The sequence below is a fragment of the Bradyrhizobium sp. 1200_D9_N1_1 genome (assembly GCF_052075915.1).
Classification (GTDB): domain Bacteria; phylum Pseudomonadota; class Alphaproteobacteria; order Rhizobiales; family Xanthobacteraceae; genus Bradyrhizobium; species Bradyrhizobium diazoefficiens.
The window spans coordinates 3,858,840-3,879,502 of the sequence record NZ_CP197226.1 but is presented as its reverse complement, the minus strand read 5'-3'; the positions used below and the strand labels follow the sequence as shown (position 1 = coordinate 3,879,502).

The 20,663-nt window shown below is 64.9% G+C and carries 22 protein-coding genes; 10 read left to right on the top strand and 12 right to left on the bottom strand.

The window, feature by feature from the left end:
- Positions 1 to 303: 303 nt before the first annotated feature.
- Positions 304 to 1,461 (bottom strand): IS481 family transposase, encoded by a 1,158-nt coding sequence (locus tag AB5K84_RS18565; protein ID WP_110116441.1) that lies wholly within the window; start codon positions 1,459 to 1,461, stop codon positions 304 to 306.
- An 892-nt stretch (positions 1,462 to 2,353) separates the two neighbouring features.
- The gene (locus AB5K84_RS18560) at positions 2,354 to 3,205 is read right to left on the bottom strand and encodes a LysR family transcriptional regulator (RefSeq protein WP_161534466.1); all 852 of its coding nucleotides are present in this window, start codon (positions 3,203 to 3,205) and stop codon (positions 2,354 to 2,356) included.
- A 121-nt stretch (positions 3,206 to 3,326) separates the two neighbouring features.
- Here AB5K84_RS18560 and AB5K84_RS18555 point away from each other — a divergent pair, with 121 nt between their 5' ends.
- Complete coding sequence (locus AB5K84_RS18555; protein WP_110116443.1) at positions 3,327 to 4,301, top strand: zinc-dependent alcohol dehydrogenase family protein; 975 nt, start codon at positions 3,327 to 3,329, stop codon at positions 4,299 to 4,301.
- A gap of 58 nt (positions 4,302 to 4,359) precedes the next feature.
- Here AB5K84_RS18555 and AB5K84_RS18550 read toward each other — a convergent pair whose 3' ends face one another.
- Together AB5K84_RS18550 and AB5K84_RS18545 are read right to left on the bottom strand one after the other, a co-directional pair.
- Positions 4,360 to 4,554, bottom strand: coding sequence for a hypothetical protein (locus AB5K84_RS18550; protein ID WP_161534464.1), 195 nt, complete (start codon positions 4,552 to 4,554; stop codon positions 4,360 to 4,362).
- A 300-nt stretch (positions 4,555 to 4,854) separates the two neighbouring features.
- The gene (locus tag AB5K84_RS18545; RefSeq protein WP_011088295.1) at positions 4,855 to 5,838 is read right to left on the bottom strand and encodes an aldo/keto reductase; all 984 of its coding nucleotides are present in this window, start codon (positions 5,836 to 5,838) and stop codon (positions 4,855 to 4,857) included.
- A gap of 101 nt (positions 5,839 to 5,939) precedes the next feature.
- Here AB5K84_RS18545 and AB5K84_RS18540 point away from each other — a divergent pair, with 101 nt between their 5' ends.
- Positions 5,940 to 6,833, top strand: a complete 894-nt coding sequence (locus tag AB5K84_RS18540) for a LysR family transcriptional regulator (protein ID WP_011088296.1) — start codon at positions 5,940 to 5,942, stop codon at positions 6,831 to 6,833.
- 69 nt (positions 6,834 to 6,902) lie between these two features.
- Here AB5K84_RS18540 and AB5K84_RS18535 read toward each other — a convergent pair whose 3' ends face one another.
- The gene (locus AB5K84_RS18535; RefSeq protein WP_011088297.1) at positions 6,903 to 7,976 is read right to left on the bottom strand and encodes a hypothetical protein; all 1,074 of its coding nucleotides are present in this window, start codon (positions 7,974 to 7,976) and stop codon (positions 6,903 to 6,905) included.
- 248 nt (positions 7,977 to 8,224) lie between these two features.
- On the opposite strand from AB5K84_RS18535, the gene AB5K84_RS18530 reads away from it, so the two are divergent.
- A complete protein-coding gene (locus AB5K84_RS18530) occupies positions 8,225 to 9,253 on the top strand; it encodes a patatin-like phospholipase family protein (RefSeq protein WP_028175852.1) in 1,029 nt (342 codons plus the stop codon).
- A 6-nt stretch (positions 9,254 to 9,259) separates the two neighbouring features.
- Here the strand turns inward: AB5K84_RS18530 and AB5K84_RS18525 are convergent, their stop codons facing one another.
- Together AB5K84_RS18525 and AB5K84_RS18520 are read right to left on the bottom strand one after the other, a co-directional pair.
- Positions 9,260 to 9,688, bottom strand: coding sequence for a CBS domain-containing protein (locus tag AB5K84_RS18525; RefSeq protein WP_011088299.1), 429 nt, complete (start codon positions 9,686 to 9,688; stop codon positions 9,260 to 9,262).
- A gap of 190 nt (positions 9,689 to 9,878) precedes the next feature.
- Positions 9,879 to 10,694, bottom strand: a complete 816-nt coding sequence (locus tag AB5K84_RS18520; RefSeq protein WP_060908042.1) for a rhomboid family intramembrane serine protease — start codon at positions 10,692 to 10,694, stop codon at positions 9,879 to 9,881.
- A gap of 776 nt (positions 10,695 to 11,470) precedes the next feature.
- Here AB5K84_RS18520 and AB5K84_RS18515 point away from each other — a divergent pair.
- Both AB5K84_RS18515 and AB5K84_RS18510 read left to right on the top strand, forming a co-directional pair.
- The gene (locus AB5K84_RS18515; RefSeq protein WP_028175850.1) at positions 11,471 to 12,025 is read left to right on the top strand and encodes a PAS domain-containing protein; all 555 of its coding nucleotides are present in this window, start codon (positions 11,471 to 11,473) and stop codon (positions 12,023 to 12,025) included.
- Positions 12,026 to 12,257: 232 nt separating this feature from the next.
- Positions 12,258 to 13,049, top strand: coding sequence for a Crp/Fnr family transcriptional regulator (locus AB5K84_RS18510; protein ID WP_011088302.1), 792 nt, complete (start codon positions 12,258 to 12,260; stop codon positions 13,047 to 13,049).
- Positions 13,050 to 13,328: 279 nt separating this feature from the next.
- Here the strand turns inward: AB5K84_RS18510 and AB5K84_RS18505 are convergent, their stop codons facing one another.
- The gene (locus AB5K84_RS18505) at positions 13,329 to 13,814 is read right to left on the bottom strand and encodes a phasin (RefSeq protein ID WP_011088303.1); all 486 of its coding nucleotides are present in this window, start codon (positions 13,812 to 13,814) and stop codon (positions 13,329 to 13,331) included.
- 508 nt (positions 13,815 to 14,322) lie between these two features.
- Here AB5K84_RS18505 and AB5K84_RS18500 point away from each other — a divergent pair.
- Positions 14,323 to 14,751 (top strand): cupin domain-containing protein, encoded by a 429-nt coding sequence (locus tag AB5K84_RS18500; protein ID WP_110116444.1) that lies wholly within the window; start codon positions 14,323 to 14,325, stop codon positions 14,749 to 14,751.
- A gap of 34 nt (positions 14,752 to 14,785) precedes the next feature.
- Here the strand turns inward: AB5K84_RS18500 and AB5K84_RS18495 are convergent, their stop codons facing one another.
- The gene (locus tag AB5K84_RS18495; protein WP_110116445.1) at positions 14,786 to 15,592 is read right to left on the bottom strand and encodes a transglutaminase-like domain-containing protein; all 807 of its coding nucleotides are present in this window, start codon (positions 15,590 to 15,592) and stop codon (positions 14,786 to 14,788) included.
- Positions 15,593 to 15,791: 199 nt separating this feature from the next.
- Here AB5K84_RS18495 and AB5K84_RS18490 point away from each other — a divergent pair, with 199 nt between their 5' ends.
- Positions 15,792 to 16,205, top strand: a complete 414-nt coding sequence (locus tag AB5K84_RS18490; RefSeq protein WP_210268978.1) for a GFA family protein — start codon at positions 15,792 to 15,794, stop codon at positions 16,203 to 16,205.
- Positions 16,206 to 16,287: 82 nt separating this feature from the next.
- Here the strand turns inward: AB5K84_RS18490 and AB5K84_RS18485 are convergent, their stop codons facing one another.
- The gene (locus AB5K84_RS18485; protein ID WP_038967889.1) at positions 16,288 to 16,677 is read right to left on the bottom strand and encodes a COG4315 family predicted lipoprotein; all 390 of its coding nucleotides are present in this window, start codon (positions 16,675 to 16,677) and stop codon (positions 16,288 to 16,290) included.
- 138 nt (positions 16,678 to 16,815) lie between these two features.
- Here AB5K84_RS18485 and AB5K84_RS18480 point away from each other — a divergent pair, with 138 nt between their 5' ends.
- Both AB5K84_RS18480 and AB5K84_RS18475 read left to right on the top strand, forming a co-directional pair.
- Positions 16,816 to 17,337 carry a GNAT family N-acetyltransferase gene (locus tag AB5K84_RS18480; RefSeq protein WP_028175844.1) on the top strand — a complete coding sequence of 174 codons (522 nt, stop codon included), beginning with the start codon at positions 16,816 to 16,818 and terminating at the stop codon, positions 17,335 to 17,337.
- 124 nt (positions 17,338 to 17,461) lie between these two features.
- Positions 17,462 to 17,761: a hypothetical protein gene (locus AB5K84_RS18475; RefSeq protein WP_162603611.1), complete on the top strand. Its 300-nt coding sequence runs from the start codon at positions 17,462 to 17,464 to the stop codon at positions 17,759 to 17,761.
- A gap of 78 nt (positions 17,762 to 17,839) precedes the next feature.
- On the opposite strand, the gene AB5K84_RS18470 is transcribed toward AB5K84_RS18475, so the two are convergent.
- Both AB5K84_RS18470 and AB5K84_RS18465 read right to left on the bottom strand, forming a co-directional pair.
- Complete coding sequence (locus AB5K84_RS18470; protein ID WP_049832603.1) at positions 17,840 to 19,777, bottom strand: DEAD/DEAH box helicase; 1,938 nt, start codon at positions 19,775 to 19,777, stop codon at positions 17,840 to 17,842.
- Positions 19,774 to 20,166, bottom strand: a complete 393-nt coding sequence (locus tag AB5K84_RS18465) for a hypothetical protein (RefSeq protein WP_162603448.1) — start codon at positions 20,164 to 20,166, stop codon at positions 19,774 to 19,776. The genes AB5K84_RS18470 and AB5K84_RS18465 overlap by 4 nt, the downstream gene beginning before the upstream one ends.
- On the opposite strand from AB5K84_RS18465, the gene AB5K84_RS18460 reads away from it, so the two are divergent.
- Complete coding sequence (locus tag AB5K84_RS18460; RefSeq protein ID WP_246790628.1) at positions 20,159 to 20,635, top strand: hypothetical protein; 477 nt, start codon at positions 20,159 to 20,161, stop codon at positions 20,633 to 20,635. The two genes, AB5K84_RS18465 and AB5K84_RS18460, sit on opposite strands and share 8 nt — an antisense overlap.
- Positions 20,636 to 20,663: the final 28 nt, after the last annotated feature.

Genomic DNA, 20,663 nt, shown 5'->3' with positions numbered 1-20,663 from the left:
ATCCAATGCAGGTGCACTTAACGGCGTGTAAAGAGCGCGCGGGTGCGCGTTCCATTCGGCGATTATGACAGTTTTAAGTCAGGCGTTGGTTAGTAGCCGTTAGAGACTATGACGGTTTTGTTTTTGCGGGCTGCGCGATGAGATGGCGATAGCGTCGCGCCACTCTCAGTGTCGTCCTGGCGAAAGCCAGGACCCATACCGACCGAACTTGGTTGCTGCGAACGCTGGTGGCCACATCGCGTTTCGGCAACGCCGACATCACCACCGTCATTGCGAGCGCAGTGTTCAGCCCGGGCACATAGCTTACACCTGTTCGGGGAGATGGTTGACACTTTTGGGGTTACGTAGATCGATCGTTTCGATCTGGTGAGCGGCAAAGAATATTCCAAACTTTCCCTCAGCACTGAGCTGACGAATGGCGAGTTTCTCACCACGGAAGGCTTGCGGGACTTTCCAGAGCCGTCCCTTGAAGCTGACATAGGCCTTCGTGGTGGAGACGGAACGGACGATCTCGCCCTCGTCGTACTCCACCGTTGGAAGGCGATCCGGCATGAGGCGCTGGCTTGGTCGATAACGGCTTGCGGGCACATCGAAGCCCAATGCCTCGTGCGGCCGATCTAGATTGTAGACGGCTCGCCATTGGTCGAATGCCCGCTGGACATCGGCAAGGTCCCGGTAGCGCTTGAAGGCGAGAACCTCGGCCTTCAGGCTGCGATGGAACCGTTCGTTCTTGCCTCGGCTCTGGGGATGATAGGGCCGGCTGTGGATCGTGCGGACGCCGAGCTTGAGAAGCCACACCGTCAGCGTGGTCCAGGGGTCTTCAAGGGTGAAGCCCCAGGGGCCGCCATTGTCGACGAACATCGCATCCGGCAGTCCGTAGCGATGGAACGTCGCCTCAAGATGTCCTCGTACCGTCGAGCCTCGTTCGTTGTCACAGGCTGCCAGGCATAAGGAAAAGCGCGAGTGATCGTCTAGCGTCGTCAGTGGATGACAAGACACGCCGTTCTCCAGCGCACTGTGCCCCTTGAAGTCCATTTGCCAAAGCTGGTTGGGCGCATCCTTCTCAAAGCGAGTATAGGGCTGTCCAGGCGTGCCCGCGGGCTCCTTCACACGATCGTAACGGCGTAAAATTTCGTGCACGGTCGATATCGCGGGAGTGGCTTGCCGATTGCGCTTCAGGCGATGCGCGAGCTTGCGCGCACCCCAGGCCGGGTGCGCATCTCGCAGCTCGACAATCTGCTGCTCGGTCGCAGCAGCTGTACGCTCCGGACTGTGATGAGGTCGTCGCGACCGGTCTGCCAACGTCGCATCGCCCGCTTCGTACCGCTGGATCCACTTGTAGCCGGTCTGGGCGCTGATGCCGAACTGCCGGCACAGCTTCCGCCGGTTCACTCCCTCCTGCTTGGCAAGCATCACAAACTCTCGCCGTTGATCCATGACAGACACCTCGCGCCACGGCATCGCTCGCCCCCTTGTTTGACGAATCGAGCCGATTTTGACGTGTCAACCATGTCCCCGAACACCCGTCAGTCATGTCTCCGGGCTAAACAGCAGCGAAGCAATCCAGACTGTCACCGCGGAGGGATTCTGGATTGCTTCGCTGCGCTCGCAATGACGGAGTGTGGGTGACAGCGTCGCTCTTTCAACTCGCATTCCCATCGCAGACACACCTTCACCCTCTCGCGACTCATCTCGCCCGAGCTTTGCTTCGTCACGTCGCCCTCAGATGAAAGAGGGCGCAGGGAAGGCCGGGAGCCGGTTGGCTCCCATTGACCGCCATGCGAGAAGCGGATTGCGCTACGATGCACAGCGGGTAACAGGGCAACCGGAGACATCCCGGCCTTCCCTGCGCAGTGGTTGGAACGGCTTATGTCGTGCTCTCCCCGGGGAGCGATGCACTATTGCCCCCGTCGCCCTGCGGATGGCTGACGCGCGCGGTCCGGTCGGGCCGCACACATCACCGCAGAACTTGGCGCACAGACCCCGGGCGCCAGGACGACACGATTTGGCCGTACGCCGATCACACCGGTCGTGCGCGCGATGGTTTCGCTCACGGTTGCCCGCCCTGCGATGCCTTTCGCGCCGATGTGACCCACGTCCACCGCCGCCCGGCCCGCGTTCGTGACGATCGCGATACGCCCCTCTTCCTTGGGCCGGAGTGAGGCGACACATACGCCGTTTCCGAATTTCGGTAAAGTGGAATATTTTCGACGATGGGCGTTGACCGGCATCTTGCGTGTCTTGCCCGACGGGCAACGCAAGGTCTTGTAGCCCGGGTGAGCTAAGCGACATCCGGGATTCTCGATCACCACCGGTCCCGGGTATCGCTTCGCTCACCCTGGCTACGAGACCATCACCCCGCCAGCCGCTCGATCACAAGGTCGAGCATCGCGCGCAGGCGGCCAAGGCGCTTGAGGTCGCGGTGATAGCCGACGAAGGTGTCGCGACCGGGCGGCGTCGAGCCGATGTCGAGCGCGACGAGGCGGCGGTCGCGGTCGCCGAGCGGACGCGGCAGCACGGCCAATCCACCGCCGCCGGCGCAGAGTTCGGCCTGCGCCTGGCGGTTATTGCTGCGCGAGGCGATTTCCGCCCTCGGCAGCACGCGCTTCAGCCACACTGCATCGGGCATGTCGGCGAATTCTGCGTTCATGGTGACGACGCGGACGCCGCTGCCGTCGCCGGCGCGCGGCGGCTTGCTGCCCTTCTTGTCGTAAAGCGCGTAGGGAATGTGAAGCAGCTTTCGCGAGATCACCTCGGGTTCACTGAACGGCTTGATGCGGAAGACGAGATCGGCCTCGCGGCGCGGCAGGCTGTAGAGGCGCGCGTCGGTCAGGAGCTCGACAGTCACCTTGGGGTGACGCTTGCCGAAGGCCGCGATCACCGGCGAGAGCATCACCGTCCCGAACCAGTCCGACGACGAGAGGCGCAGCAAGCCGTCGAGCTGCGTCTTCGCGCCGGTCGCATGCCGCTCCAATGCGAGCGCCTCCTCCTCGATCCGCTCGGCATGCCGCAGCACGGCGGTGCCCTCGTCGGTGAGGACAAAGCCGTCGGCGGTGCGCTGGAACAGTGTCTGGCCAAGCGCCGTCTCGAGCGCGCGAAGCCGCCGGCCCATCGTCGGCTGGGTCTGACCGATCTTTCGCGCGGCAGCGCCGAGCGTACCCTCGCGGGCAATCGCGAGGAAGATGCGCAGATCGCTCCAGTCCATCAAAACCATCCCATACATAAATGCACGACAACCGTACATCTTCGTTTCTTTCCATGCAAAAAATAATGGGCATATTGGAGGCCGACAACGGAGCAAGACGATCATGACTGGACACTCGACCATGCGCGCAAGCGTCCTGGAGGCGTACAACGCACCGCCGCGCGTCTCACAGATTTCCACGCCGGAGCTTGGCACCAATCAGGTGCTGGTCCGGGTGCGCGCGAGCGGGATCAATCCGCTCGACACCAAGATCCATGCCGGCGCGGCGGCGCATGCGCGCCATCCATTGCCTGCTATTCTCGGCCTTGATCTCGCCGGCGTCATCGAACGCACCGGGCGCGACGTCACGCGATTCAAGCCGGGCGACGAGGTCTACGGCATGACCGGAGGCGTCGGTGGTGTGCCGGGATCGCTCGCCGAATTCGCGAGCGTCGATGCCGATCTGCTGGCAACCAAGCCCGCCAATCTCAGCATGCGCGAGGCGGCCGCCCTGCCCCTGATCTTCATCACGGCCTGGGAAGGCCTGATCGACCGCGCCTCGCTGAAGGCCGGCCAGAAGGTGTTGATCCATGGCGGTGCGGGCGGCGTCGGCCATGTCGCGATCCAGATCGCGCATGCGTTCGAAGGAAACGTGTTCGCGACGGGCTCAGCGTCGCAGCGCGCCACGATAGAGGGCTTTGGCGCCGTCTTCATCGACCGCGACATCGCGGTTGAGACTTACGTTGCGCAGCACGCCGGCGGGCGCGGCTTCGACATCGTCTACGACACCGTTGGCGGCAAGGTGCTCGATGCCTCCTTCGCAGCCGTGCGCCGCTTCGGTCATGTCGTGAGCGCGCTCGGCTGGGGCACGCATGCGCTGGCACCGCTGTCGTTCCGCGCTGCCACCTATTCCGGCGTGTTCACACTGCTGCCGCTGCTGACAGGCGAAGGTCGCGCGCATCACGGGGAGATCATGAGCGAGGCAACACGCCTGGTGGAGGCCGGCAAGCTCGTGCCCCTGCTCGATGCAAGGCACTTCACGCTGGAGAGCGTTGGCGACGCCTACGCACTGATCAGGGATCGTGCTGCGAAGGGCAAGCTGGTCGTTGACGTCTGAGGTCGGGCTCGTAGCCCGGATGGAGCGCGCGTGTCCGGGCCACGGAACGACGGTCGCGCTAGTCCTCGCTGGACGCGGCCGAGCGGTTGCGCAAATAGGCCTGCGACAACAGGAAGAACAATGCGCGCTCGCCATGATATTTGGCGGACGGCCGGGTGCGCTCGAAGCCGTCGGCAAACACCTTGCCGGACTGGTCGCACACCTGCCATCGCCAGCCAAACCGCTTACGCCTGGTGAGGATCACTTCGAACATACCGACGGGCTTGGTCCCTGCTCCTGCCGGTCTCGCAAGCGCGCACGCCTGCTCCGGCCTCCCCCATTAGACGGATGCCCGACATATAACGCAGCAGGATGGAAAGAGAATAAAATTGATTATCGGAAATGCGTATCTTGCACCGGCTGTGACGAAGTCGCGACGCCCGTGGAATAAGCCGATGTTTGCGGTGTTTTGCGGCCGCTCGGGCGCCTGATAGCGCTGACAGAGGTATTCAAATCAGAACACAGGACGAGGACGCCCGGTAAGCGAACGCTCACCGGGCGTTCATGCACGATGTCAGCGGCCGACTCGCGCCTGGAGATGCGCTGGATAGCGATCGCCCTGCACCGCCACCTTGGCCAGCACGGCCGCGATGGCAGCGAGATCCGCATCCGACAGCGTCACCGCAGCCGCGCCGACATTCTCCTCGAGCCGGTGCAGCTTGGTGGTGCCGGGGATCGGCACGATCCACGGCTTCTGCGCCAGCAACCAGGCGAGCGCGATCTGCGCCGGCGTCACTTTCTTCGCTGTTGCGATCTCGCCGAGCAGATCGACCAGCGTCTGGTTCGATTTTCGTGCGCTGGATGAGAAGCGCGGTACGATGTTGCGGAAGTCGCTCTTGTCGAACGTCGTGCTCTCGGTGATCGCGCCGGTCAGGAAGCCCTTGCCGAGCGGGCTGAAGGGAACGAAGCCGATGCCGAGCTCTTCCAGCGTCGGCAGGATCTCCTGCTCCGGCTCGCGCCACCACAGCGAATATTCGCTTTGCAATGCGGTCACGGGCTGCACCGCATGGGCGCGGCGGATCGTCTGCGCGCCCGCCTCCGACATGCCGAAATGCAGGACCTTGCCGTCGCGGATCAGGTCCTTCACCGCGCCCGCGGTGTCCTCGACCGGCACGTCGGGATCGACGCGGTGCTGATAGAACAGGTCGATGCGGTCGGTCTTCAGCCGCTTCAAGGCGGCCTCCGCCACCGCCTTGACGTTGGCGGGCCGGCTGTCGAGCCCGTCTTCGACCTTGCCGCCCTTGAAGCCGAACTTGGTGGCGATCACGACCTTGTCGCGGAATGGCGCCAGCGCCTCGCCCAAAAGCTCCTCGTTGACGAAGGGGCCGTAGGCCTCGGCGGTGTCGAAGAAGGTCACGCCGCGCTCGAAGGCGGTCCTGATCAGCGCGATCGCCTGCGAGGTCTCCGTCGCCGGACCATAGCCGTAGCTCAGTCCCATGCAGCCGAGGCCAAGCGCCGAGACCTCCAGACCACTCTTGCCCAGTTTACGCATCCGCATCGCAGCTCTCCTTGAAATCACGTTCGGCTGCGAATTTAGGTCGCGCGCGAGCCTGCGATTAGGTGATAAAACCGGCATGTACTCATGATCCGGATTCATGAATGGCCCGCACCAACGTCAACGACCTCCTCGCCTTCCTCGCGGTCGCCCGCGAGCGCAGCTTCACCCGCGCGGCCGCCCAGCTCGGCGTGTCGCAATCCGCGCTCAGCCACACCGTGCGCGCGCTGGAGGAGCGGCTCGGCCTGCGGCTGCTCACCCGCACCACCCGCAGCGTCGCACCGACGGAAGCCGGCGAGCGCCTGCTGCGCAATATCGGACCGCGCTTTGCGGAGATCGACGCGGAGCTGTCGGCGCTGACCGCGCTGCGCGAGACGCCGGCCGGCACCGTCCGGATCACCACCGGCGAGCACGCGGCACAGACCATCCTGTGGCCGACGCTCGCCAGGCTGTTGCCGCGGTATCCAGATATCAAGGTCGAGCTCGTCGTCGACTACGGCCTCACCGACATCGTCGCCGAGCGTTACGATGCCGGCGTGCGGCTCGGCGAGCAGGTCGCCAAGGACATGATCGCGGTGCGGATCGGGCCGGAGATGCGCATGGCGGTCGTGGGCTCACCTGCCTATTTCACCGCACGGGGCAAGCCGAAGCGGCCGCAGGATCTCACCGAGCACAACTGCATCAACCTCCGCCTGCCGACCTATGGTGGGCTCTATGCCTGGGAGTTCGAGAAGCGCGGCCACGCCATGAAGGTGCGGGTCGACGGCCAGCTCGTGTTCAACACCGGCCTGCTCAGGATGAATGCCGCGCTGGCGGGGCTTGGTCTTGCCTATATTCCGGAAGATCTGGTGAAGCGGGAGATCGCCGACGGGCGGCTGATCCGCGTGCTCGCCGACTGGTGCGCGCCGTTCGCGGGCTATCACCTTTATTACCCGAGCCGGCGGCAGCCGACGCCAGCGTTTGCCGTGCTGGTGGAGGCGTTGAGGTATCGGAAGTGAGGGGCCGCGCAGACGGTGTGCTCTCCCCGCAAGCGGGGAGAGGCGAAGTCGCCGCACCGGTCGGGCTAACTAGCGCGCGACGACTTCCACTTCGCCGTCGACGCCGTTGACGACGTTGAAGCCGCGCTCGTAGACCTTGCCCTCGTTCTTGGCGATGGCGCGGTATTCGCCTTCGGAGAGCACGACGCGCGGGAAGGCGCCGATCGACTCCTTGATGACGTCGCCGCCGGGGGTCAACACCGACCAGGCGGTGTTGGCGAGGGCCTCGCCGCCCCTGTCGCTGACGAGCTTGAGCGTGATGACTGCGGCGCGATGGGTGATGGTGACGTCTGTGAGCTTGCCGGCCTGGACGCGAATGTCCGAGCGCACCACCGAGTTGGCATCGCCATAGTTGGAGATGATGTAGTAGGTGCCCTCCGGCAGCAGCACGACGTCGCCGGCCGCGACGTTCGGCACCAGCGAGGCGCGCTCGCCGGACTCGAACTGGCTGCCCTTGTAGATCGCGAACGAGATCTGGTTCTGCGGGATGCGGCTGGTGCCGACGCGGCCTTCGATGCGCAGGCCGCCTGCCGGCAGCACGAAGGATTCGCGGTCGGTCTCGGCCTTCAGGCTGACGGTGCGCACCGCGCTGACGAGCCCGAAGGCGACGTGCACGACGTAATTGCCGGGCGGCAGCACGATGTTGGGCGTCGCGTTGCGGTCCTCCCGGATCAGCTTGAACGTGCCGTTCTCGTCGGGACGGTCGGCGAAGACACGCCAGACCAGGCCGCTGGTGATCGGGGCCGAGTCCTTGCCGTATTTCGCGGTCAGCGACAGCACACCCTGTCCCGGCGCCGCCGCATTGAGCGGCGCGGCCGGCGGCACGGTCGTGACCGCGGGTGGCGGCATGCTGGGGGAAATCGGCTGGGTCAGGGTCGGCGGCAGGCTGGGGGGAGCCGCCCCCGGCCCGGAGGGCGGCGCCAGGCTGACGGCGCCGCCGGGGTCGGGCACCGATGCGGGGGGCACCGGCGGCGGCCGATCGGAGAAAAGCTGCGCCTGGGCAACACCTTGGCCCAGGATGACGAGGCACGCGGCAAGGATCAGCGCCGGCAGCAGCGATACGCTGCGCCGCCATCCGATGATGCCGTCACCCCCGATAGTCATGCCACCTGCTTTTCACCGAAAACGCGGCAAATTCAAGCCTCTGAAGCCCCAGGAAATACGGCCCCGCCACGGTTTGATGGAACCTGGTTGACGCCTGCGTGATTAGACAGGAGGCAACCGCCCCTCGCCATACTCCTGCCCAGCGCCCTTTCCAAAGCGGCATAAACCATGCTTCGCCCCGGTTCTGGCGCACAGCAGGTGCTATGCCTAGTCTGGTGGTGCGGCTGGCCACGCGTAGGAGAGTTTTGGTGCTGGACAGATTGAAGGGCCGCGGCGCGAATGGCTCGAACAGCGAGAAGATCGGCCTCGGCAGCATCCGCCGGCCGGTCATTGGCCTTGCCCTTGGCGGCGGCGCAGCGCGGGGCTTCGCCCACATCGGCATCATCAGGACCCTGCTCGCCAACGGTATCGTGCCCGATGTCGTGGTCGGCACCTCGATTGGCGCCGTGGTCGGCGGCCTCTACGCGTCCGGCAAGCTCGATACGCTGGAGGAATGGGGCCGCGGTCTGCAAGGCATGCGCAACATCCTTGGTTATCTGGACATCCGCCTCAACGGCTCCGGTCTGATCGGCGGCGAGAAGCTGGCGACCCGGCTCGAGGCAGCGTGCGGCCAGACCTTGATCGAGGACCTTCCGATCAAGTTCGCCGCCGTCGCGACCGAGGTTCGCACCGGCCACGAGATCTGGCTGACACGCGGCCGCGTGGTCGACGCGATGCGCGCCTCCTACGCCCTGCCCGGCATCTTCTCACCCGTGCTGATCGGCGATCGCTGGCTGGTCGACGGCGCGCTGGTGAATCCGGTGCCGGTCTCCGCCGCCCGCGCGCTCGGCGCTGAAATCGTCATCGCTGCAAATCTTTCCAGCGACATCTTCACCTATTCGACGACGGTCTATTCGCACGGCGCGGCACCCGGACCGGCCGCACCTGCGGCCGAAGAGACGACGCCAAAACGGCGCTTCCCGAGATTCTTCTCGCCTGAGAAGACGGTGAAGCGCGAGTTCTTCGGCGGCGGGGACCGGCCCGGCCTCTCCTCGGTGATGGTCGATGCCTTCAACATCATGCAGGACCGCATCACCCGCGCCCGCCTCGCCGGCGATCCTCCGGACCTGCTGATCACGCCGCGGGTCGGCCAGTTCGGCTGGTTCGACTTCCACCGCACCGACGACCTCATCGCATTGGGCACCCGCGCCGCCGAGCGTGCGCTGGACTCGATCCAGGAGGCGATCCACGCGCTGGCGCCGCCGCCCGAGGGCGCGGCGCCCAAAGCCGGCGAGTGACGGCGGTCAGGCCGTCTTGATGTAGTCGCGCAGAGCTTCCTGCTCGGACTCGTATTCCTGGACACGGCGCTTGACGATGTCGCCGATCGAGATCAGGCCGACGACCTTGCCGTTGTCGATCACCGGCAGATGGCGGAACTTGCCTGTCGTCATCGTCTCCATGAGCTCGGCGACCGTGTCGGTCTCCTTGCAGGTCACGACCTTGCGGGTCATGACCTGGGAGACCGGCTCGTCCAGCGCGCCGGCGCCGCGCTCGCCGATCACGCGCACGATGTCGCGCTCGGACAGGATGCCTTCCAGCCGGCTCTGGTTCATCACCAGCACCGCACCGATCTTCTTCTCACCGAGCAGCTTTATCGCGGCGGCCAGCTTGGCGTCGGGCTCGACGCTCATGATCTGGTGGCCCTTGGTGTTGAGAATGGAACGTACCGTCATTGTCGCCTCCCTGAATCGGAGCCGTCCGCCTTTTGGCAGTCGGGACTTGTTCCTCGAGTCTTCAACTAACAGTTTCAGCGCCGGTTTCACGCTCAGGCGCTTTACGAAGCAAAGCCGCTACCCGCTTGTCGCTTCGGAACATTCTTCACGCGAATGATGGATGAATTCGGGCCGCGCCGCAAGCGCCGCTTCAAATACGGTCTGAAACGTCCTGTGATGACGCATCCGCAGCATCGCTTCGCACGCGCGGTACCGGATCGAACAGCGCGAACAGCAACAGGCCGGCGAAGAAGCCGCCGATATGCGCCTGCCAGGCGACGCTCGTGGTCTCGGCATCGACCCCGATCGCACCGACGCCGAAGATGATGTTGACGCCGAACCACACCGCGAGGAAGCCGACCACCCGCCCGTCGCGCAGCGCGCGCGACAGCGGCAGGGCTGGAACCTTTGCGGCGGTATCGGCGTCCGAACGGCTGAACGACAGGAAGCTGCCGCGGACGAAGGCAAAGCGGATCGCCGCCGCCATCGCGCCCGACACCGAGGCCGAAGCGCCGATCATCGGCGCCACCGCATGCTCATGGGTGACGAGATGGGCGAGCGCGCCGGCCGCCGCCGTCACCGCGAGAAAGAGGAAGAACCTGATCGCGCCAAAACGCCGCGCCAGCGCGCTGCCGAACGGCAGCAGCCACAGCACGTTGAAGCCGAGATGGGTCAGATTGGCGTGCAGCAGCGAATAGGTGACGAAGCTCCAGACCTTGGCGCCGGCGCCGCCCGGGATCTGCAGGTTGAGCAGCGAGGAATCGTAGCGCTTCGGGATGAAGCCGAAGACATCGATAGTCCAGTTCTCCAGTTCCGGCGGCAGCAGCACCCGCAGATGGATCAGCGCCAGCAGGACGATATAGGCGGTCAGCGCGAACGGCAGCGTCAGGATCGGCTCGCGCGGAGCCGCCTCAACAAGGGCCGGCACGTCCGGCTGAGCATCGTGCGAATCTTGCGGGGAATCCAAGGCGGCTTCGCTTTCAGGCGCAATCGGAGCGATACGCTTGGAGATAGTCGCCTTTGCCGGCCTCGCGCAAGTGCACAAAAGGAAATCGTGAAGAGGGCTCGTCTCGAACCGAGCGAGGCACTGGGTCCCGGCTCAGCAGTGCATCGCTAAGGCGCTGCCCTGCGTCCGGGACACGGAGCCTTAGCGATCCGGACCGATCTCGTGTCCCGGACAAGGTGCGGCACGAAGTGACGCGCCGCCGAGCCGGGACCCAGATTGGCAGCGGGTTCGAATTGCACAACTTTAGGTAGCTGCAACGATCTGCCTCACGCCCATGCAAACCGCCTTCTTCGTCTATATCCTCGCGAGCAAACGAAACGGCCTGCGCTGCGTCCGGGGCACGAGAGAGTGTGCCTGAAAAAGGAAAAGGCAGGGCCCTGGGAAAGCCCTGCCTGTCCGTGTCGGACTTCCGGTACCCCCAGGGATTAAGGTGTATCCCCACCCCTCCCCGCGGCCCGTGACCAAACTGTTTGACGCCTGTGTACAGGCCCCGCCGAGAACCTGGAGAAAAGCGGCGAGGCTTGCGACCGCGGTCACCATAGCGGGGCTGCGGGACACGCAAAGCGCATAGTTAATTTAACGTTAACAACGCAAAGACCGGCTTAACAGGCGTGAAAACGCCCCTGCGGCATGGACGCTGCAAATCCCCTCCTGCACAACAACAGAAGGGATCGCGGGTGCACTGAAGCGGGACAGGTCTGTCCCACATGGTGTGGTCCCGGGGTAAGCGTTCAGTCATGAAACATCCGTCGAGCCGCGCATTCTTCGCGTATTGGGACAAGAAGCGCGGCGCGGCGCGGGCCCCCGACCGGGCCGACATCGACCCGGCCGCAGTCCGCGGCCTGCTCGGTGACATCTTCGTGCTGTCCTGCGAACAGAACCTCGGGTTTCCGTTCCGCGTCGCCGGCACGCGCGTCTGTGCGCTCGCCGGGCTCGACCTCAAGGACCAGAGCTTTGCGGCGCTGTTCACTGAGGCCAGCCGCAGCGAGATCGGGGAGATCACGACTGTCGTCGCCGACGAGACGCTCGGCGCCATCGCCGGCGTCACCGCCGCGCGCGAGGACGGCAGCAAGGCGCATCTCGAACTGTTGCTGCTGCCTTTCAACGCCCGACCGCACACCCCCGTGAGCGTGACCGGCGTGCTCGCCCCCTTCGACGACGAATGCGGCGCGCTTGGCCCGTTCACCCTCACCTCCTGGCGCTATCTGCACCAGCCGGAGAAGCTACTGCCGCGCGCCATCCGCAAATTGCAGATCGCACGCGGACTGATGGTGTATGAGGGGTTGCGGTAGGAGCAGCCCTCGTGTCGCGCGCGCAGTCTTTGCAAACGGCCGACCAAGTTTTCAGCGCGCGAGTCGATTGAAGGTCAGACCGCGTCGGCGCGCGGCGCGCGATCCGTTATTGGAACCTTACCTGCCGAAGTGCGTTTGTCCACTTGCCGTGGCAAGTGTCGGCGCGGCAACGCGGCTCGGCCGGTGACGATGCTTTCGCCCGCCGCCGAGCCTCCGTCGAGGGGCTACTCCCGTGATGGAGCGCGCGACAAGAGTTGGTAATCGCCTGTTAGCTGCGTTACCGCCGGCCGACTTCGCTTTGCTTGCACCGCATTTACGGAAAGTACCGCTCCTGCACGACGCAGTGCTCGTTCGATCGGGCGACCGGATCGAGCACCTTTACTTCCCCTGCAGCGGCGCGATCGCCCTCATCATGGAGTTGCCGAACGGACAGACGGCCGCAACCGCGGTGATCGGCAACGACGGCGCCGTCGGACTCATGACGGCGCTCGGCCCCGTCCGATCTCCCCTGACGGCGGTTGTCCGCGTGGCCGGGACCGCACTGCAGATCTCACCCGCGCGATTTCAAGCGGCGCTCGAACGCAGTCCCGCCATCGCAAACGCGGTTCAGATTGTCACCAGGGCGATGATGACGCAATTCCTGCACGTCGCGGCCTGCAACGCGCTGCACTCCGTCGAAGCGCGCCTCGCCCGCTGGCTGCTTCACATTCACGACCGGACGGATGGCGGTGACATCCTGCCCCTGACCCAGGAGACGCTGTCGGAACTGCTCGGCGTCCGGCGCACCACGGTCACGCACGTCGTGAGCGCACTGCGAGCATCAAGGGCCATCAAATCCAATCGGCGCGGCCAGCTCGAGATCGACAGGCAACGGCTCGAGGTCGTCGCTTGCGAATGCTACAAGGTGATGAGCCGCAGGATCGATCGGATCGTGTCGCAGGATGCGGTAAGGCTCCTTCACGCCGCGCCGGCGCGGAATGGCTGCCCGCCCCCGGACTTCCCGTTCGCCAAGACCGACTCGTAGACCCAGGCCTCCCTGGCGAACCACTCGTGCGTCGCCGCGCACATCCGGCAATAGGTGCGCGAGAAAAAGACCGCGCTGCAGCGAAACTTGTCGCTATCCACCTCGATGCCTGTCGGAATAGCGCTCCCCGTTTCCGGGCACTTGATCATCACCATACCCATCCCTGATTTCCCTCCAGCTTGGCATCACCTCACGGCGAGGCTGGCCGCCATCGGCTGGACGGCGTCTCTTCTCGCGAAGACGCTCGTCCAGCCGATCCACGTGGCCAGTAGCTTCGATTCAAGCAGCCCTATGCAGAACCCGGTTGAAGCTGTTCTTGATCGGCTCGGCCGTCTCGGTCGCGACCTTCTGGGCCAGATCCCAAAGCTCCCGATTCTGGGCGGAAGCCGCTTCAAAGGTCTTGCGACCGTGGGCGGTGGAGAGGTTCACGAGGTCCGCAAACGACCTCGCATCCGCAAGCTGGGAGAAGAATTCCAGCGCGGAGCTGGTATTGGCGTTGGATATTTCGATGACCTTGGTGCCGTAATCGGCGGAACGCTTGGCACTGGTCGAACAGGCGTCGCAGAGTGCCGCGGTAATCTCCTCGGACGTCACCTTCATCTGCTCGAAATTTGCCTTGGCCCGTGTCGCGGCCGGCGCGGCGAGATCGCCGAAGATCGCCTGGATGTTGAAAAACGGCATGTCGAACTTGAGCTTTGTATTTCCGTTCGCCGTCCCATTCAGCGGAGCGGCTTTCGTCTCGACTTTCATATCGGCATCACTCACGGGCTTTCATCCTTTCAAGCGAAACTAGATGATGGATTGAAGACTCCCCGACGCGTCCAGGTGCGTGCTGCAACGGGACGCCACTGCCCCTACTTTCACGATGGTGGGATGCTGCTGCGGATATTCCGCTCTCGCCCCCTGCCGGAGCCAACTATGGCCGACGACAATCGACGCTTCGGTTCGCTTTCGGACTCTCGCTTTGAATTTATTCGAATATTGCGACGAAGCGGCGCAGCGAGAATCCTGCGCCCTTAAAGTTGCGGCAATTGCATGCGCCAACTTCAGATCAGCGCCGGCGAGCTATTCAGAGGCGTCGATCCCCGGAGCCGTTTGAGCCGGAATGTTCTACCGCCTGCGCAGCCGGCAAGTTGGCCTGCAACGGACCCTGTGCGACAAATTGGCCGGTCTACGCGGGCTGATGGTGTATGAAGGGCTGCGGTAGATTTCGTTTCGACGCGAGCGAGCGCCACAATCTCGATGCAGCCTCTCTCACCTGGACGAAGCAGCCATGCCCGACATCATCAATTTCGGTACGCTCGAGCTCCGCTTCCTGCACAGCAAGGACGACACCGGCGGCAGCGTCGACATCTTCGAAATGACGTTGCAGCCGAATGCGCGGATGCCGATCCCGCACTATCACGACCGCTGGGACGAAACGATCTACGGGCTGTCCGGCGTCTCGACCTGGACGATCGACGGCCAGCAGACCGATGTTGGCCCCGGAGCCTCAGTCTTCATCAAGCGCGGCATCGTGCACGGCTTTACCAACCGTTCGGCGGGGCCTGCGACATGCTTGTGCATCCTGAGCCCCGGGGTGCTGGGACCGCAATATTTCACCGAGATGGCAGCGCTCCTGTCGGCCGGCGCGCCACCCGATCCCGTGAAGATGAAAGAGACAATGCTGCGCTACGGACTGGTGCCGGCGCCGGCTGCGTGAGCCAAGCTCGCCGGCGAATGGAAATGACCGAGCATCATGCGATCTCGTCGGTCCAGACCTTGAAGCTGACCAGCTCGTTCGGGCCGAAGGTCTGCGTGATCGGAACGTCGCAGGCATCGCGCCCCTGAGCGATCAGGACGCGGCCCTGCCGCGGCACGTTGTTGCGCGGGTCGAAAGTGTGCCAGCGCCCGCCGATGAAGGCCTCGAACCAGCCGGCGAAATCGCCCACCGCCCAAGGCTGCGGCGTGCCGACGTCGCTCAGATAGCCGGTACAATACCGTGCGGGAATGTTCATGCAGCGGCAGAACGCAATGGCGAGGTGGGCATAGTCGCGGCAGACGCCCTTGCCCTCCTGGTATGCCTCCCACGCCGTCTTGGTCGCGCGCGCATGCTCGTAGCCGAAAGCTATGTGGCAGTGAACGAAATCGCAGATCGCCTGCACCCGCGCCCACCCCGGAGGCGTCTTCTCGAACAGCTTCCAGGCGATCTCCGAGAGCCGGTCGGTCTCGCAGTAGCGGCTGCCGAGCAGATAAACCAGCGTATCGGAAGGCAGCTCCTCGATCCTGTGCTGAACCGCCGACGCAACCACCGGATCTGGCAGGCCGCTGTCGCGAACCACGCCATCTGCTGCAAGGCGCATGCGACCGGCCGGCGCGACCATGCGGCTGCACCAATTGCCGAACATGTCCCGATAGGGCGTGATCTCGACCGCAGGCGTGGTGGTCAGGAAGTCCGGCACGATGACATCGGAGGCGCGCGTGAAATGCGTGCCCAGCACCATGATCATCGGAGTCGGTTGCGGGAAATCGTAGAGCATTTCGAATCCGACACGGAATTTCATTCGAAATGCCTTTTTGCTGGGTGTCAGCTCGAAATGGCGATGAATCCGCCGATTACAAGGCATGCAGGCGAACTTGCGCGTGCTCCGCGCCATCATTGCAGTTCGCGCACGGGCTGGCGAGTTCGTTTTGACAGCTTCACCGGCGCGGCCCGCGCGGCTAAGCTGTGCGCTCCAAAAGGATTTGATCTATGGGAAGAGCATGCTGACCGGAAGTTGCCTGTGCGGCGCCGTTGCGTATGAAGTGGATGCGGAGCCCTCGCCCTTCGTGCATTGCCATTGCCAGACCTGCCGCAAGACGCACGGCTCGGCGTTTTCCAGCGTGATGCCGGTGCCACGCGCGGCGTTCCGGTGGGTGCGCGGCGACGAGCTGCTCGCCGCGTTCGAGTCCTCGCCCGGCAAATTCCGCCGCTTCTGCACCCGCTGCGGCTCGCACATCATGGCGGAACGGATCGCGCAGCCGAACGTGCTGTTGCGCATGGGATGCCTGGATACGCCGGTCGCGGGCCCCGCGCGCGCTCACATCTGGCGCTCGGACGCGGCAAGCTGGTACGACCCCAAGGACGCGACGCCGGAACTGCCGGAAGCGGCCGCCAGCCCTCCCCCGGCGCGATAGAGTCCCTCGCGCGACACGCCGCCTGCGCTATCGGGCCGGACATCGCCTGCCACGGCGATCCCCGGCCCGTGCTGTCAATCGCTCACGGCATCGCCAGATGCCAGGCGCCGTTGAGGAAACCGTCGCCGGTGATGTCGCCGGGCTTGGTATCCTTGGCGAAAGTATAGAGCGGCTTGCCCTTGTAGGCCCATTGCCTGGAGCCGTCGTCGCGCGTGATGATGGTGTAGCCGTCGCCGGCGGCATCGCTGGCCTCGGCCTTCAGCACCGGCCAGTTCGTCGCACACGGACCGTTGCAGGCCGACTTGCCGTCCGCGTCCTTGTCGAAGGTGTAGAGCGTCATGCCCTTGGCGTCAGTGAGCACGCTGCCCTTGTCGGTCTTGCCGGTTTTCGTCGGCGGCGCGGCGAACGCGGCGGGAATGATTGCGAGCGACACGGCGAGCGTGAGCGCGAGGCGGATCGGGGATGTCGTCATGATCTCTCCTGTCATGCAATTGGCTTGCATGGGTAGGACGCCGCGCGAGCCGTCGTATTCCTTTGAGCGCGGCAAAGAAATTTTTCGCTGCACGCATCATTGCGCCGGAATAAACTGGAATGAGTGAGACGGACCGACATGAGCAAGCTGCATTGGCGTCCCGCGCACGCCTCCGACCTGCCCGCGATTGGCGCGATCGCAGCGCGCATCCATCCTGGTCTGCCTGAACGCCTCGAGGTGTTCGCGGAGAAGATGCGGCTCTATCCCGATGGCTGCCGTGTGCTCATCGCGGACGACGAGATCGCCGGCTACGGGATATCGCATCCCTGGCGTCGGCACCGGATTCCGCCGCTCGATGGATTCCTCGAACGACTGCCCGATGACGCGGACTGCCTCTACGTGCACGACGTCGCCGTGCTGCCGGATCATCGTGGCGGCATAGCGCGTGCCTATGTCGAAACGATCGAGAACCTGGCGCGCGCGTCGGGCATCGCGGCTCTCGCGCTGGTCTCGGTCTACGCCACGCGGCCGCTGTGGGAACGTTTCGGCTTTCGGCCCGTCACGGCGGATGCGGAGCTGCGCGCAAAGCTCGAATCCTACGGCGCCAGCGCGACCTACATGCTCCGCGATCTCACGGAGCGGTCGAGCGCCGGCACATGAGCTCGCCGTCCGATTCCCCGCTCACGCGGGCGTGAAGCCACCGGCTCGAACCGGTTTCGATCAGCTTCCGTCGAAGGTTCGTGCGAGCCGTTCCGGTCTCGCCGACCCGAGGCTGGAGAATTTAATGAGACTCTCATTGTCGAAAGTTGCTTTCATTGCATGCGTTGCGGCGACCGCGTTCACGGCGACCAGCGCCAACGCGGTGCAGTTGCGGACCTATGGCTGCGACACGGCCTTCTTCGAGGGCTGCGCCGGCTTTGTCGAAGTGCCGCAGCAGCAGGCCGGACGACGCGTCGTTCGCCTCACTCACGATACCTCGCCGATCTACATGAAGCAGACCGACCCTCGCTACAATTCGGCGATGCGTGATGCCGGCGGCGGTGGTGGTGGCGGAGGCGGCGGCGGTGGTGGCGGCGGCCGCTAAGCCCACCCGATCTTGCGGGAACGCCGCTGGTTCGTGCCAGCGGCGTTCATTCGTTCCGGCCAGGACACGCGGGGTATTTCAGCCCCGATGCTTCTTCTTTGCCTTCTTTCCGGGCGCGCCCTTCACAGGCCACGCAGTGACCGCAGGCGGCTGTCCGGCGTGGCCGGGCTTGTTCTTATGCTTCTTTTTCTTCCCGAAAGCAGGAGCATCGTCGAATTTCGGCCCGCGCTCGCCGAAAGCCTTGCTGCGCGGCTTGAATCCCGCCTCGCGCGGGCGATCGTCGCGACGTTCACGATGATCACTGTCACCGCTCTCGCGCCGAGGCGGCTTTGACCGCTCTTCCGAAGGCGCTTGCCGCTGCGGCGCATCCGCCATCGGCTCGAGGCGGATATTGTCTTCCTTGTCCGGACGCTTGATCTTGGCAGCGAAGGAGTCCGCGACCCGCTCGGAAATTTCGAACTCGGTTGTCGTGTCCATGATCTTGATGGCGCCGATGTCGCCCTTGTCGATGCCGCCACGACGGCAAATCATTGGCAACAGCCAGCGTGCTTCCGCATTCTTTCTTCGTCCGATGTTGGCCCGGAACCAGACGCTACCCTCCGCCATGCCGTGCTTCGACGACGATTTCCCCGATTTGGGGCGGGCTCTTTCGGGGCGATCATCGCCGCCCTGGGCCCGGACATTGTCGCGACCGCGATCGTCACGCGGCCGGCCAGCCCGCTCGCCGGGATCGATGATGTCTTCTGGCGACGGGAGCCGCGCGCGATAGAGCCGCGCCAGCGCCGCGGCGATATCCTCGGGCGACCGTTCGGCCAATAGCGCCTGCGCCAGCACCAGATCGTCGGCGGTCGTCTCCTCGGTGAAGAGCACGTCCTTCATGCGCTCGTGATCGAGCTTGCGAATCTCGTCCGCCTGGGGTGCCGTTCCCCAGACCGCGTCGATGCCTGAGAGATTGAGCAGCAGCTCCGCACGCCGCCGCCGTGCGGGCGGCACCAGCAGGACACTCGTGCCCTTTCGCCCCGCACGGCCGGTACGGCCCGAGCGATGCTGCATGACTTCGGCGTCGTTGGGCAGATCGGCCTGAATGACGAGGTCAAGGCTCGGCAGGTCGATGCCGCGGGCGGCGACGTCGGTTGCCACGCAGACGCGGGCACGCCCGTCCCTAAGCGACTGGAGCGCCAGGGTCCGCTCGTTCTGCGTCAATTCGCCCGATAGCGCGACGACGGAGAAGCCGCGCTCCAGCAGTGCCGCCTGCAAATGCCGGACGGCATCGCGCGTGCTGCAGAACACCAGGGCACTCGGCGCCTCGAAGAAGCGCAGCACGTTGACCACCGCGTGCTCGACATCGGCGGGAGCGATCCGGATCGCGCGATACTCGATATCGGCGTGACCGCCTTCGTCGCCCGCGACCTCGATCCGGAACGCCTGCTGCTGATATTGCTTGGCCAGCGCGACGATGCCGCGCGGAAAGGTCGCCGAGAACAACAGGGTGCGGCGCGTCTCCGGCGTGGTCTCGAGGATGAACTCCATGTCCTCGCGAAAGCCGAGATTGAGCATCTCGTCGGCCTCGTCGAGGACGACGGCCTTCAATTCGGAGATGTCGAGACGGCCGCGGCGCAAATGATCGCACAGCCGGCCCGGCGTGCCGACGACGATGTGCGCGCCGGCCGCCAGCTCGCGCTGCTCGCGCCGCGGATCCATGCCGCCGACACAGGAGACGACGCGCCCGTCAGCATGCTCGTACAGCCAGGCCAGTTCGCGCTGAACCTGCAAGGCAAGCTCGCGGGTCGGCGCCACGATCAGGGCGAGCGGCGCGCCCGCCCGCTCGAACCGCTCGATACCGTCAAGCAGATCCTTGGCCAGGGCCAGTCCGTAAGCGAGGGTCTTGCCGGAGCCGGTCTGGGCCGAGACCAGGAGGTCGCGGCCTGCGGCCTCCTCGGTGAGCACGGCGAGCTGAACGGGGGTCGGACGGTCGTAGTTGCGCTCGGCCAAAGCTCGGGCGAGCGGCGGACTCATGGTCGGGAATGACACGGGATAAACCTTGGTTGGTCCAGGCGCGGAACGTCGAGCCGCGCGACCTGAAGCTGCGTGCTCGGCAAATGGTCCGGCCGCACGCGTGGTGATTTGATTTGGACGCTCTTTACGCCAAGCGCGGGCAAATCACCATGCCTATGACGCATGGCTTTGGCGACATCGCGAATAAGCTTACCGGCGGCCCGACCTACTACATGCAGCGTTTCCGGTCCGTTTTGCTGCATATAGTGAGCTTTTGCTCCAAAGCGGCTGATTTTCGCGGCCGCCTCGCTTAAATTGTGCGCGATTGGACGTGCTGGGAATGCGCGCATGATCTCTTCCGTCAAACGCACCTGCGGCGATTGCACGCTCTGCTGCAAGGTGATGGCCATCGAAGCGCTGGCCAAGCCCGCGAATGCCTGGTGCCGGCATTGCAAGCCCGGCCGCGGCTGCGCGATCTACGCCGAGCGGCCGGCCGAATGCGAGAACTTCGCCTGCCTGTGGCTGGTCAACGATCTCCTCGACGAGCGCTGGAAGCCGAGCCGGTCGAAGCTGGTCCTGACCACGTCCGAGGATGGTATCGAAGTCCGATCCGACCCGGGCTTTCCCGACGCCTGGCGCAAGCAGCCCTACGCCGACGACATCCGCGCATGGGCCGTCGAAGGCGAGACCAGCAACATGACGGTGGTCGTGATCGTCGGCCAGCGCATGATCCTCGTCACGCCGGATCGCGAATTCGATCTCGGCGTCGTGGGGCCCGATGAGCGGATCGTGCGGGAGCTGGAGGGCACGAAGGTGGTGGGTGCGGCGGTGGTGAAGGAAAGCGAGATCGATACGGGGAGCGGCGCCCCGCCGACTTAGCCGGCGCCCCTTGGATCTCGCCAGCCAG

Excerpts from the sequence above, each read along its gene's own strand:
- AB5K84_RS18565 (WP_110116441.1), bottom strand. The coding sequence starts at position 1,461 with ATGCCGTGGCGCGAGGTGTCTGTCATGGATCAACGGCGAGAGTTTGTG.
- AB5K84_RS18560 (WP_161534466.1), bottom strand. The coding sequence starts at position 3,205 with ATGGACTGGAGCGATCTGCGCATCTTCCTCGCGATTGCCCGCGAGGGT.
- AB5K84_RS18555 (WP_110116443.1), top strand. The coding sequence starts at position 3,327 with ATGCGCGCAAGCGTCCTGGAGGCGTACAACGCACCGCCGCGCGTCTCA.
- AB5K84_RS18550 (WP_161534464.1), bottom strand. The coding sequence starts at position 4,554 with ATGTTCGAAGTGATCCTCACCAGGCGTAAGCGGTTTGGCTGGCGATGG.
- AB5K84_RS18545 (WP_011088295.1), bottom strand. The coding sequence starts at position 5,838 with ATGCGGATGCGTAAACTGGGCAAGAGTGGTCTGGAGGTCTCGGCGCTT.
- AB5K84_RS18540 (WP_011088296.1), top strand. The coding sequence starts at position 5,940 with ATGGCCCGCACCAACGTCAACGACCTCCTCGCCTTCCTCGCGGTCGCC.
- AB5K84_RS18535 (WP_011088297.1), bottom strand. The coding sequence starts at position 7,976 with ATGACTATCGGGGGTGACGGCATCATCGGATGGCGGCGCAGCGTATCG.
- AB5K84_RS18525 (WP_011088299.1), bottom strand. The coding sequence starts at position 9,688 with ATGACGGTACGTTCCATTCTCAACACCAAGGGCCACCAGATCATGAGC.
- AB5K84_RS18515 (WP_028175850.1), top strand. The coding sequence starts at position 11,471 with ATGAAACATCCGTCGAGCCGCGCATTCTTCGCGTATTGGGACAAGAAG.
- AB5K84_RS18500 (WP_110116444.1), top strand. The coding sequence starts at position 14,323 with ATGCCCGACATCATCAATTTCGGTACGCTCGAGCTCCGCTTCCTGCAC.
- AB5K84_RS18495 (WP_110116445.1), bottom strand. The coding sequence starts at position 15,592 with ATGAAATTCCGTGTCGGATTCGAAATGCTCTACGATTTCCCGCAACCG.
- AB5K84_RS18490 (WP_210268978.1), top strand. The coding sequence starts at position 15,792 with ATGCTGACCGGAAGTTGCCTGTGCGGCGCCGTTGCGTATGAAGTGGAT.
- AB5K84_RS18485 (WP_038967889.1), bottom strand. The coding sequence starts at position 16,677 with ATGACGACATCCCCGATCCGCCTCGCGCTCACGCTCGCCGTGTCGCTC.
- AB5K84_RS18480 (WP_028175844.1), top strand. The coding sequence starts at position 16,816 with ATGAGCAAGCTGCATTGGCGTCCCGCGCACGCCTCCGACCTGCCCGCG.
- AB5K84_RS18475 (WP_162603611.1), top strand. The coding sequence starts at position 17,462 with ATGAGACTCTCATTGTCGAAAGTTGCTTTCATTGCATGCGTTGCGGCG.
- AB5K84_RS18470 (WP_049832603.1), bottom strand. The coding sequence starts at position 19,777 with ATGAGTCCGCCGCTCGCCCGAGCTTTGGCCGAGCGCAACTACGACCGT.
- AB5K84_RS18460 (WP_246790628.1), top strand. The coding sequence starts at position 20,159 with ATGGCCATCGAAGCGCTGGCCAAGCCCGCGAATGCCTGGTGCCGGCAT.
- AB5K84_RS18465 (WP_162603448.1), bottom strand. The coding sequence starts at position 20,166 with ATGGCCATCACCTTGCAGCAGAGCGTGCAATCGCCGCAGGTGCGTTTG.